The organism is Streptomyces sp. NPDC088354, assembly GCF_044753585.1.
Lineage (GTDB): Bacteria > Actinomycetota > Actinomycetes > Streptomycetales > Streptomycetaceae > Actinacidiphila.
The window spans coordinates 1-12,381 of sequence record NZ_JBIVNJ010000067.1 but is presented as its reverse complement, the minus strand read 5'-3'; the positions used below and the strand labels follow the sequence as shown (position 1 = coordinate 12,381).

Here is a 12,381-nt window from a genome sequence, read left to right as displayed (position 1 = left end):
GGTACCCCCGCCCCGAGGCAGCATTTGTTCTGGGGGCGTTGGCCCGCCTACCAATAAAAACCGGGGGGCTTACCCCGGGGGGGGGGGTGGGCCGCGACGCCCCCCACCCCACCACCGTTCTTCGAGTATCTGTCAGGAAGCGGGCTCGTCGTCGGCCAGTGCCGTCTGGATCAGAGTCGCCTTTCGCCGTGAGATGTACTGGGCCCGGCCGGGCACCAGGTTGCGGGGCTTGATATTGCCGAAGACGTAGCCTTCCGAGGGCGGGCAGGACAGCAGGACACCTGGGGTGTTGACCTCATCCATACGGCGCAGCAGCTGGTCGTTGAGACCGCGAGAGGCGCCTGTCGCGGAGCGCACCGCGATGATGTGCAGCCCGAGTTCGTGCCCGAGAGCGAGGTGGTCGAAGAGCGGGGCGAAGGGGTGGTCGAAGTTGTTGCTTCCGACCACCATGTCGTAGTCGTCGATGAGTACGAACAGGCGTGGGCCATTCCACCAGTCCGCCAACCGCATCCGCGCGGGAGTGATGTCCGGCCCTGGCGTCCGGGTCTGCACCGCCCGTGCCGAGCCGGCGACCAGTTCCTTGAGTACGTCGATGGTGACCGCGTGGCCGAGTTGGTACTCGGCCGGTACTGCGTCAACGAGTTCGCGCCGGTAGTCGACCAGCAGGATCCGGGCGTCGGCGGCGCTGTAGCGGGCGGTGATGGCGTTGGCCACCAGACGCAGCAGGTTGGTTTTGCCACTCTCGGTGTCGCCGAGGGCGACCATGTGCGGGGTGCGGCTGAAGTCGTGCCACAGGGTCGAAAGGGTCTCCTCGTCCTGGCCCAGTGGTAGCCGGAGTCCGTCGCCGAGCTCGGGCGCGGGCAGCGCTGAAGCCGGCAGGCGGTGCGGGAGCATCCGTACCGCGGGGGCGGTCGGCCCGGACCAGCCGACGGCAATCCTCTCCGTGAGGGCGGCGACACCGTCAGAGAGGTTCTCGACATTGTCGATGCCGTCGATGCGGGGGAGTGCCGTCAGAAAGTGCAGTTTCCCGTCGACGGTCAGGCCGCGTCCTGGCTGTCGGGGCACCGTAGCCGCCTTGCGGACGTCCACCACGGAGTCCATAGGGTCGCCGAGCCGGAGTTCCAACCGGTTGGCGCTCTGGTCACGGACCTGAGCGCTCAGCTCGACCCATCGGGTGGTAGTGACGATCAGGTGGATGCCGTAGTTCAGGCCGCCGGTGGCGATCTGGTTCAGGGTCGGCAGCAGGTGGTCAAAGTTCTGCTTGACCTGTGCCCAGCCATCGACGACGACGAAGACGTCACCGTGTGTCTCGACGGAGAATTCCCCAGCCGCGCGACGGCGCCGGTAGGTGGCCATGGAGTCGATGCCGTTTTCGAGGAAGAACTGCTCGCGGTGTGTGAAAACGGCGGTGACCTCGGCGACGGTGCGGCCGATGCGCTCAGTGTCCAGGCGCGCCGCGACCCCGCCGACATGCGGCAGCCCGGCCAGTGAGGTCAGGGTGCCGCCTCCGAAGTCCAGGCAGTAGAACTGCACCTCGGTCGGGGTGTGGGTGAGTGCGAGTGAGGTGATCAGGGTGCGCAGGACGGTGGACTTGCCGCTCTGTGAGCCGCCCGCGATGGCGACGTGACCTCCGGCGGCTGCCAGGTCCATGATGAGAGGGTCGCGGCGCTGGTCGAAGGGTTTATCAACCAGGCCGACGGGCACCTGCAGGCGGCCCGTGCCGGGCCATCGGGTGGCACTGAGACCCCGGTCGGTGGTGGTTTCCAATCCGGGGAGCAGTGTGTCGAGGGTGGGCGGCACGTCGAGTGGCGGCAGCCACACCTGGTGCGCGGCGGGTCCGGAGTTGCGCAGCCGGTCCATGGCCACTGACAGCAGACTTTCGGCGGACTCGGTCTCCTCCTCCTGCTCCGGCTCGGGCGCAGGGCCGGAGGTGCGGGGGACCACCCAGCCGGCCGTCCACGGGACGACCTGGCTCGCGACGCGTGCTTGAGCAGCGGCTCCGCTCCGGTGCCGGTAGGGGCCTGAAACGTAGGCTGCGCGGAAGCGGGTCAGGGCCTCGATGCCGCTCTTCAGGAAGCCGGCGCCAGGCTGCGACGGCAGTTCGTAGGCGTCGGGGACGCCCAGTACGCCGCGGCTCTCCATCGCGGAGAAGGTGCGCAGGCCCAGCCGGTAGGACAGGTGGCTCTCAAGTTGGTGCATGCGGCCCTCGTCCAAGCGCTGAGAGGCAAGCAGCAAATGCACGCCGAGGGACCGGCCGAGGCGGCCGATCATGACGAAGAGGTCCATGAACTCACGGTGCGCAGCCAAGAGTTCGCTGAATTCGTCGACGACGACGAACAGGCTCGGCAGTGGGGCCAGCGGGGTGCCGGCAGCGCGGGCCTTTTCGTACTCCAGGGCAGAGGAGTAGTTGCCCGCAGCGCGCAGCAATTCCTGACGGCGAATCAGCTCGCCGTGTAGGGCGTCCTGCATGCGGTTCACCAGGGCAACCTCGTCTGCGAGGTTGGTGATCACGGCCGAGGTGTGCGGCAGTTCGTCAAGGCCCAGGAAGGTCGCGCCTCCCTTGAAGTCGACCAGGACAAAGTTCAAGGTCTCGGAGGAGTTGGTGAGGGCCAGGCCGAGTACCAGGGTGCGTAGCAGCTCGCTCTTTCCGGAACCGGTGGCACCGATCAGCATGCCGTGCGGTCCCGTGCCGCCCTGTGCGGACTCCTTGATGTCGAGCTCGACGGGCACACCATCCGCGCCTATTGCGATCGGCACCCTGAGCCGCGCCGCGCCGGTGTGGCGTTTCCACAGTGTGGCTGGCTCGTGGCGGTAGAGGTCCGGGATGCCCAGAAGCGTAGTGAGCTGCACTTCGCTGCTGAGCGGTTCTGCGGCATCGGTGGTGAGGCTCATACGGTAGGGCGCGATGAGCCGGGCCACCGCCTCCGCCGACGCCAGTCCCAAACTGTCGGGCCGGCCCAGAAGGGTGGTCTGTTCCTTGCGGTTACGGTCGGTGCGCACCAGCCTCACGGCTGCCGGGGCCACGTCGAGACGGAGCGTGGTGCGTCCCGGGCGCCAGGTGAACGCACCCGACAGGTCGAGCACTATGGCGTTGCGGAATCCGGGGCCATCCAAGCGGTGACCTGACGGCACGGTGATGCCGTCGACGACGATCACGGTCAACGGTTCGTCGCGGCCGGGTATCGCGTCGGGATCGAATGCGGGGCGCTCGGCGAACTCGGCGCCGAGCAGGTTCTCTAGGTCGTTGAGGGCGCCTGCCACCATTCGGGCCTGGCCGGCGCCGTCCTGCTCCTGAGGATGCAGGTTGTGCGGGAGCCACTTGACCCACTCCCACTCTGCACGTCGCTCGTCGTCGACGCACAGCGCGATCCACAACTCCTCCGGCGGATGAAACAGCGCCAGTTGGCACAGCGCAGCCCGGACCATGGCCCGGGCGGCAGCTTCGTCGCCTCGTGTCAGTACCCGTGACCAGGACCGCAGGTACAAGGCGATGGGCTGGTCCGGGATGGTGCCGTAGGCCCGAATGAAGCGGCGCAGCGCGTGAGCGCTGAGGGGCTCGAGGTCCTCGACGGGCTTGGTGGCCAAGGGGTTGAGGCGCATAGCCAGTTGCTGGTCGCCGACGGCTATACGGACTTCGGCGAAGTCCTCGTCCTTGACCCGCCGCTCCCACAAGCGGCTCGTGCGGACCAAGGTGCGCAGGACTTTGGGGTCCGGGTGCCGCCAGGAGAGCGCCAGCTGCTGCTCGACGACGGCGCGCTGGACCTGCCGTCGGGTCTGGGTCAAGTACCGGAGGTAGTCGCGTCGCTCACCCCTCAGTCGTTGCTTGCGCTCGCCTGATTTGCGCATGACCTGGCCGACCATCATGGCTGCGGAGGCGAGCACCATCATGCCGAGCGCGATGTAGGTGAAGCTGCTGTTACCACCGCCGGGTCGGATGAACATCAACATCATCGACATGGACATCATCGCCATGGGCAGGTAGGTCCACACCGCGGAGCTGTCCGGGACGGTCTCCGGAAGCGTTGGTGGTTCCTGCAGGCTCAGTTCGCCCTCGGGCATGTCGGGGCCCCGGCGGCGGGCCGGCCGGCGGAAGAGAACCACACTCAACGGACACGCTCCTTTGTATAAGGGTGGTATGGATTTTTGGTCCCGAGGAAGAATGGGCTTTCGCCTCATGGTGGAGCAGACCGTGGAGAATCAGACACGTCCGCCCTCGACGCGCCATCACCGTGAACGTTGGTGGTCCACCGGCGGCTGCTCGTCGGTCATCCTCAGGGGGACATACCTGCCGAGCAGGCGGCGATCGGGGTCGCGGGTCGCGCGCCGGTCGCGACCTCCCGGTTCAGGTCCGGTCCGGTCGGCAGCATGGTCAGGAGCGGTGAGGGCAGTGCTCGGGCGTCGCCCTCGCCGTAGCCCAGGGCGTTGAGTTCCGACGCGGAGGGCACCCGGTACTTGGCCCCATCGTCGCCCACGAGGTAAGTGGTGGTGCCGAACGTGCCTCCGCCCGCGCCAAGGACCCGGACAAGCGCTCCGTGACCGGGACGCACCACGACCGCATCTACCGGCTGGCAGGCGCGGGCTAGGTGCTCGCCAGCGGCGGGGGCGGCCGGGGAGAGCGAGCCCTCCTGCACGAGCCGGGAACTGACCCGGACACCTGTCGCTCCAGGCTCCACCTGGGCACACAGCGACCAGCCGTCGGGGACCCGTGATGCTTGCGGCGGCGACTCCGGCAGGCCTCCCGTGGAGGGGTCGCGGCCTGTCGTGTTCGGCGCCTGATGGCCTTTCAGGATCTCCGGCCCGATGGACAGCGCGGTCGGTGAGGCACCGGCGTATGCCTTGCTCCTGATCTCCGGGTCACCCAGCAGCAGGGCAACGGTGGTCGCGGTGACCGGGGCGAGACCCTCTTGGCGGAGCAAGAAGTACTGGTGGTTTGCGCTGCTTTGGTCGCCAGCGGGGGCGCTCCCACTGGCGGCAGTGTCGCTACCCGGCACGATGACGTCGAAAACCTGGCCTATCCGCGTCACCTTGTCACCGAAAGACGGCCCGGCGGTTCCTAGCCCAGGCACCTTGGGGGGCGTCAGTTCCGCGCCTGCGACCAGAGAGTTAAGGAATGCCGCGGACACCGGACGGGGCGCCACCGAGCTGTACCCGAGTGATGCGAGGGCAGCAGACTTGGTGTCCACCAGCAGCCTACTGCCCTGCCACACGAGATATTGCTTGCCGTCAGGGCCGCTGACCAATACCGCGCTGTCTGTATGGAGCCCCTTTCCGGTCAACGGGACCCCTACGGCGAGGGTCGTCATCGCGTGACGGCCGTCACTGGCGGCGGAGTTGGCAACGGGTGTCTCGGCTATCCGCGAGCAGACCGTCCAAGCGCCGGTCTCCAGGTCGCCGGGGGCCGGTACCGCGTCTGGCGCTCCAGTGATCCCCACTGCCGCACCTACGGGTGTGTCACGCAAGGACGGCGTCTTCACGGCGGTGGTCTTCAGGTCCGCCCCGCCGATCAGTAGGGCGGATGCGTAGTTGCGTACCGGTCGTAGCCGCCCGCCCAGGTACAAATAGCGGGCACCGGTGTCCTTGTTGACAATCAGGGTCTCCCCGCTGCGCCAGGTGCTGCTGGCACCGGGCGAGACCAGGCCGAACACCACTGCACCCGCTGCGATCGCGGCCCCGATCACCAACCCGATTCCCGCACCCCGGGTGGTGCGCCCCAGGGGGCTCTCCGGGGCGTCAGGGTCGGCCAGCAGCATGCCCGAGGTGATCCGGCCCATGGTGAAGACGTGGGCCTGCACCTGGTCGCGCTTGGATTGCATGGACGGCGATCCTTCCCGTCGGCCGATCCGCGTCGGCCGGGTCAACTGTTGTCTGCAGGGTCAGCCATTGAGGGCGCGCAGAGCGGCAAAGATGCCGAGCACCCACAGCGTCAACGGCAGGAGGGCGATTGCCAGGAGCGATTGCAGGATTTCCGCCGCCCGACCCCAGTAGGGCAGCATCCGCCGTCCTGGCACGGTCCACGAGGCCACTGCGAGGATGGTTGCCAGCGCCAGGAGGAGCGCAACCAGCACGGGACGGTCAGCGGGCGCAGTGTCCTTGGCGAGCGCAAGCAGCAGTACGGCAGCACCCCAGGCACCGGGCAGGACCAGCGCCAGCCGCTGCCACGTGTTGACCATACCCCGGCCGTGTACCAGCAGAAGCAGTGCCAGGACACCGGCTGTCAGGGCTTCGGAGAGGGCGGGACGATTGGCCAACGGCACCAGGCAGCCTGCGCAGAGCACTCCCGACGCTGCGTAGAGGCCAGTCATCCAGCCACTCGCGAATTCGGTGCGGGTGGTCACCTCGGTGCCGTTGTAGGGCTCGATGCCCTCCTGGAGCTGCTGGGGGTTGGTCGGCAACGGCGGCATCCGCATCCCGGCCAGCTTGAACGACAAGGTGGGCACGAAGCCGCCGAGCAGCACAGCCAGCGATGCCACCGTGGCCGCTGCCCCGTCCGCGGCCACGTCGAAGACACTCATCAAACCGCCTGCCAGTGCCCCGGTGACGGCGACCAGCGCAGCGGCGACGAACAGCGGGGTACGCACCGCCGTCAGAGCCAGCGCGAGCACGGCCCCACCAGCGCCCGCAGCGGACGCTGCAAGGAGTCGTGCGCCAACCACCTGATAGCCGTGCGGACCCGCTATCTCGCCGCCTGGCATCAGCCAGCCGGCCACTGCCAAAAAGGGCGTGGCCATGAAGCCCAGCGTGGCGGCCGCTGCGGCATCGCCGACCGCTCGGCTGGCGGACGCGGCCCCTGCGAGCAGGAGGAGCCCGGCAGCACCGGCCGTGACAATGCGTGGTCCTGCCGGTCCCCCGGGCCATGTCAGCACCAGCAGGCCCAGGGTGAGAGCCGCCACGGTCATGCCGAGTAGCAGTCGGCGGCCGGCAGCGGAGGTCCAGCCATGCAGCCCTTCCTGGGTCACAACTGCGATGCCGTCCACCAGGTCGTCGATACGTACCTCCGGCATCGCGTCATTGTGCGGCCGTAGGTAGAGCACCTCCCCGTCCCTTAGATCCATCGCATCCACGGTGGCCTCGTCCTCCAGTGGCGTGTCGCCCAGCCTTTGCAGGACCCAGCCGTCGTGCTCCAGACCGGTTTCCTCGGTCTCCTCACCCGCGTACCGCAGCACGGTGGGCAGCAGATCTGCGACGGGTACGTCTCCTGGCACGGCTAGGTCGATGGTCCTGGACGGGGCACGGACCGTGAGGCGGCACAGTCCTGCAACAGAGCTGTCGGTCATCGGGGGTCTCACGTCTCCAGGGAATCGGGCCGCGCACGGGCCAGGGGGCGACAAAGGTCGACGTACGCGTCCGCGGTGCCGGTCGCGGCCACTTGGGCGCGTGAGTCGTCGACATGCAGACTACTGATTCGACAATCGAATGGAATTTTGGCCCTAGGGAAGTAAGGGGTCGTCTACGTGTGAGCGTTGCATGGAGTCGCGCATGTCCTAAAAATGTGGCACGCACGTCCTATGAGTGTGTGATGGGTCAGTGCTTCGATGGGAAAAACTCTTATGGTGAGGATCTAGTGGGGGACGTATAGGATATGTCAAGCGTTCCCCTCGGCCACCTTAGCCAGGGCTTGCGACACTCTAAGAGCCCCGTGGTCAGTGCTTCCTCCATAGAGGCGACGACCTTGCGTCGGGTGTGCCCTTGCGTTGGAGAATCCGCCGTCGCCGTGAAGCCTCGTGTTGGGAACGTTCCGGTGCGACGGCAGAAATGATCATTCGAATTTTACTGCGACGGGATAAACCATCCCCGGATCGGCCTTCCCCGGCGTCACCGTCTCCGAACCTCGGAATGGGATTGCCGACTGCATCTGCGATCGGCGCCTTTTGTAGGCTCTCACCAGCGAGTTCATTGCCCTCACGTCGCACTTCCGGCAGTGCCGGATTCGAAAGGTGGAACCATGGCAGGCAACGGCCAGCAGTCAAACGAACAGTCGACCCGCAACGGCATCCAGGCACTGGAGAGCGCGTTCAGCGGCATCATGAAGTGCCGGCAGGACGTCGACAACACTCGCGCAACACTGTCCGCGGGATACCAGGGCAGTGACGGTGCGCAGTTCGGAACCCTGCTGACGCAGTGGGACGGACAGTGCAACAACATCCTCAGGACCCTCGAGGACATGGTCGACAAGCTCAACCAGAGCCTGATGCAGCACGGCAAGGCGCAGGGTGCCTCCAACGATGCGATCAACCAGGCGTACAACCAGTCGCAGGCTGCCTTCGACCAGCTCGTCGGCTGATTCAGGCCGGGTCTGCCGGCTCACGAACCCCAGCACGTACGCTTACTCACCGAGCAGGAGAGATGTCATGGCCGACATGACCGACGGTTACATCTACGTCGACTACAACCACATGAACAACGCCGCCGACGACATGGTCCAGCAGACCAAGGCAATCGCCAACACGCTGGCATCCCTGGAGGCGGAGCTCAACGAGTTGCGGAAGTCGTGGTACGGCGAGGACGCCGCGATGTACGCCCAGAAGCAGGCGGCGTGGAACGCAGCGGTCAAGAACATGGAGACCCTGCTCAGCTCGCACTCCGCGCTGCTGACTGATGTCTCCGACAACTACCGCTACAGCGAGAACTCACTGTCCCAGATGTGGTCCGAGGTCGGCATCGGCCGCTGAGTCCACGGCGCCGGGCCGAGTCATCGGCTCCGGCGCCGTTTAGTTCGCCCGCAGTCCCCGAACACCCGAGAGGAACCACGCCATGGCGGATCTGACTCACCTGGACTCACAAAAGCTCAAGGCGTTCAGGGAGGGGGACTTGGCAGCGTTCATCACAGACCTCAAGAATATTTCGGCGGACGACCCTAACGGCGTCCTGTCCCTGCACAGCATCCTGAGTGGGAACATCCCGGCGGCACACCTGGGGGAAAACCCAATCCTTGCCATCGGTCTGATGGCAGCCGATGACACGGTGTTCGGGCAAACGCTCATTGCTTCGACCAAAAAGTCTGCCACTTCCATCAATGACATCCTGGCTAAACAAGAAATTCTTTTCAGGGACATCGACAACAACCTCGGGGAGACGATCACCAAGCTCCTCAAGACCCAGGGCGGCTCGTTGGAAAGTATCAGCGCTGAGGACATGCTCGACATCTGGTCGGATGTAGACGATGACCTGGAAGGATCCGAACCGCCGAGTCCGTCCACGGACTCAGTCCTTTAACGTCCACTCAAGAGCGGGTCCCTGCTGGAGCCGCCTCCCACCCACCGCACTTCCGGTATTTACCCAGCGGAGCCCGGCATGGCAGATGACCCGAATGACTACTGGCGCAAAGCCGTCGCCCTCTACACCGGTTATCAAATCCCCAACAGAGGCGAGGTTTTCGACGACCTGAAGGACCCTGATGGCATTCCATTGTTCCGGATAGGTTTCGGGCTTGCATCAACGCCTGGCGGAAGCGGTCAACTCACTCCAGAGAATTTCACCGCAATGTCTGCATGGCAGGCCAATGGCCTCGGAGACTATAGCATCGCCTACGTATATGAATCAGACGGTGGCTGGCAGCTGAAACAAGCCAACTGCGTCTTCATCGGAAGCCCAGGGTCCGACTCCGGCCGCATACGTCTTCTGACAGGCGGTGAGATCTGGGAAGCAGGAAAATTCAAGGGAAGTTTTTCCGGATCAGAGTGGGACCTGACCAAGCTGTCACAGTATCTGGGAGGCCCAAAAGTCGCTCTTGAGTATTTGAAGGCCAACCACACCACGCGAGGACTCTCGTGGCACGGCTACACCGTCGCCGACCCCGATGTCGTCGATTTCGGGTCCTTCGAACGTACCGCCCAGGCGTTCGATCGCACAATGAAGTTCTTCGAAGACCACGGCGAGATACTCGCACAATGGGAGACCTCACTCGGAGGCGAGGACGCGGTGTGGCACGGCGAGGCTGCCGGCCTGTTCGCGCAACTGATCCATCAGCTCAAGAAAAACTACGAGGACTACGCGGACCAGTTCACACCATCCGCCGCAGCCGCCGCTCCGGCCATGCCCGGTGGTTTCGTGCCAAAATCGAAATTCAGTCAAGCTCTTGCCACAGCGCAGAACGCACTTATGGCCGAGGTGCAGAATCTCAGCCAAGCCTGGGACGAGTTTGCAGCCGATGGCAGGCACGATCCACATTTGTGGCTATATCTCGTCCTCAATGATCTAACGGTATGGGTTTTGCAAAACAATATCATGCCGAGTAAGGTCTACAAACCGTCACCTACTGCCGATCCCCAGTACATAGCGGGCCCCGGCTTCTCTCAGGTTCACCCTGTCTACGGCAACATCAATGAGAAGGCAGCCTGGAAGAAAGTCGGAGAAGAGGCTGTCACGAGATGGAATAATCACGTTCAGGTGACTCTTGTGGATAAGGCCGCCCAATCGATGGCCAACCTCAAGAGGGCGTGGTCGGACCTCGAAAAGGCTTTTACGGAGGTGCGAACCAGGGATAATACAACGCTGACCGCATCCTATGCCGACAGTGAGCGGAAGAATGCACAAAAGGAGGCGGAAAAGGAGAAGGGTAATCTCAATAATCTGCTGAATAATCTCGGAAACGGCCTGGGAGACCTCGGAAAGGGCGTCGGGGACAGCATCGGCGACCTCGGCGGCAATATCAGCGCCCTCGGGAAAAACCTCGGGGGTGGTCTCGGGAACCTCAGTGATGGTCTCGGCGAGAGCCTCGGGAACCTCAGTCAGGGTCTCGGCGACGGTCTTGGCAACCTCACTGGTGGTGCCGGCGGCGGAGGTCTCGGGAACCTCACGGATGGTCTGGGCGAAGGTCTTGGGAACCTCACTGGTGGTGCCGGCGGCGGAGGTCTTGGCGGGCACACCAGCGGCCTGGGAGCCGGCCTGAATTTCGGTGCCCTCCCGGGTAAAACAGACGACGGCAACTCCGCCACGAAGGGCAGCACGCTCACCAACCCCGATGGAAGCACCACGACCCTCAACTCTGACGGAACATTGACCACCCGGTACCCAGACGGCACCAAGCAACTCCTGGACCCAGAGACCGGCGTCATCACCACCACCGCACCCGATGGGACGGTAACGACCGGCGACCTGACGGCCCCAGCCGGCCACGTGAACCCCGACGGAAGCACAACAACGCTCAACCCGGACGGCACCCTCACCACTGTCTTCCCCGACGGCACGAAGACGACCATCGACCCTGAGACGGGAAACCTCACCACGACAGACCCGGACGGCACGGTCACCACGGGCACCATCGGCTCCAGCCTCGGGGGCTCGCCGGGCGACTTCGACATCCCCGACTTTGCCGCGCCCCCCACCACCAGCAACACCCCGGACATCGACTGGCACAACTTGTTCCCCGGTGGTAGCGCGGGCAGCCCCGCAACGCACGGCGGTTCCTCCGCTCTCACCTCCGACCTGTCGGACGGACTCGGGACGGGCGGCCAGTTCGCCGACTACTCCGCGGACTACGACGCCGACAGCAGTGACCTGCTCTCCGGCGGCGCTCTCGGTGCCCCGTCCTCCTCCGATCTGGGACCCGGGACGGCGTCGGCGGCGCCCCCCGGCGGGGTACCCCTGTTTCCGGGACTGGCCTCCGGTATCGGCGCGGGGTCCTCCGGCGGGATGCCAATGATGGGCGGCATGGGAGGCATGGGCGGTGGGGGTGGTGCTGGAGACAGCGGCAACAAGGGAGAACGTGTCCGCAACGTCCTCTCGGACGCAGGCAGTGCGCCTACACGTGGCCGCTCCGGAAACCGGCGCAATGCTGAGGACGACGAGGACATCGCCGTCGCCCGCCGCAGGGCAAAGACCACCGGCTCCGGCGCCCTCTTGAGGCCTCTCGGCGATAACGCCAAGGCTCAGACCACGATGAGCGGCGACCGCAGCCGCATCATCAGTTGGGTACAGGAGGAGGACGAGGACGTGTGGGGCACTGACGAAGGCGGCGCGCCCGCCGTCATCGGGCGCTGAGAGCAAGTGGCATCTTTGGGAAGGCGACGGCCACATGAGTGAGATGAAGGAAACGATCGAGCAGCGTCTGGCCCAGGCCATGGCTGACCTGGAAGCCACCCAGGCTGCTGTGGCCGAAGCACAGCGCGAACTCAGCTCTGCCACCTACACCATCCGGTCCCGCGACCGGTCGGTGGAGGTGACAGTCGGCCCGCAGGGCGAACTGGCCGCCCTGCGTTTCCTGGAAGACAGGTACCGCACTATGCCAGCCTCCCAGCTGGCGAACAGCGTTCTGGAAGCGGCTCAGGAAGCACGCTCCATGATGGCTCGTCAGGTGATGGAAAAGTTTGAGCCTTTTACTCGTGGGAGTGAGGCTTTGGCTGAGTTGCCGGGTGTGTCGATTGACTGGGCGAATATTTTTGG

At 65.3% G+C, this 12,381-nt stretch carries 8 protein-coding genes; 5 read left to right on the top strand and 3 right to left on the bottom strand.

All coding sequences use genetic code 11. The features are described from left to right. Positions 1 to 132: 132 nt before the first annotated feature. The 3 genes from eccCa to eccD form a co-directional block, all read right to left on the bottom strand. Positions 133 to 4,059 (bottom strand): type VII secretion protein EccCa, encoded by a 3,927-nt coding sequence (gene eccCa / locus ACIP98_RS39875; protein ID WP_401981406.1) that lies wholly within the window; start codon positions 4,057 to 4,059, stop codon positions 133 to 135. Between the two features lie 212 nt (positions 4,060 to 4,271). Next, positions 4,272 to 5,813, bottom strand: coding sequence for a type VII secretion protein EccB (gene eccB / locus ACIP98_RS39870; RefSeq protein WP_401981399.1), 1,542 nt, complete (start codon positions 5,811 to 5,813; stop codon positions 4,272 to 4,274). Between the two features lie 60 nt (positions 5,814 to 5,873). Next, positions 5,874 to 7,274, bottom strand: coding sequence for a type VII secretion integral membrane protein EccD (eccD, locus tag ACIP98_RS39865; RefSeq protein WP_401981396.1), 1,401 nt, complete (start codon positions 7,272 to 7,274; stop codon positions 5,874 to 5,876). Positions 7,275 to 7,942: 668 nt separating this feature from the next. Between eccD and ACIP98_RS39860 the strand changes: the two genes are divergently transcribed. From ACIP98_RS39860 to ACIP98_RS39840, 5 genes are all read left to right on the top strand, one after another. Beyond that, the gene (locus ACIP98_RS39860) at positions 7,943 to 8,281 is read left to right on the top strand and encodes a hypothetical protein (RefSeq protein ID WP_401981393.1); all 339 of its coding nucleotides are present in this window, start codon (positions 7,943 to 7,945) and stop codon (positions 8,279 to 8,281) included. Positions 8,282 to 8,348: 67 nt separating this feature from the next. Next, entirely contained in the window at positions 8,349 to 8,669 is a 321-nt protein-coding gene (locus tag ACIP98_RS39855) for a WXG100 family type VII secretion target (RefSeq protein ID WP_401981392.1), read from the top strand. A gap of 82 nt (positions 8,670 to 8,751) precedes the next feature. Beyond that, positions 8,752 to 9,213, top strand: a complete 462-nt coding sequence (locus ACIP98_RS39850) for a type VII secretion system-associated protein (RefSeq protein ID WP_401981390.1) — start codon at positions 8,752 to 8,754, stop codon at positions 9,211 to 9,213. 78 nt (positions 9,214 to 9,291) lie between these two features. Further along, positions 9,292 to 11,979: an AAWKG family protein gene (locus ACIP98_RS39845; protein WP_401981388.1), complete on the top strand. Its 2,688-nt coding sequence runs from the start codon at positions 9,292 to 9,294 to the stop codon at positions 11,977 to 11,979. Between the two features lie 34 nt (positions 11,980 to 12,013). Then, the coding region (locus ACIP98_RS39840) for a YbaB/EbfC family nucleoid-associated protein (RefSeq protein ID WP_401981386.1) at positions 12,014 to 12,381 on the top strand (368 nt) is incomplete at its 3' end.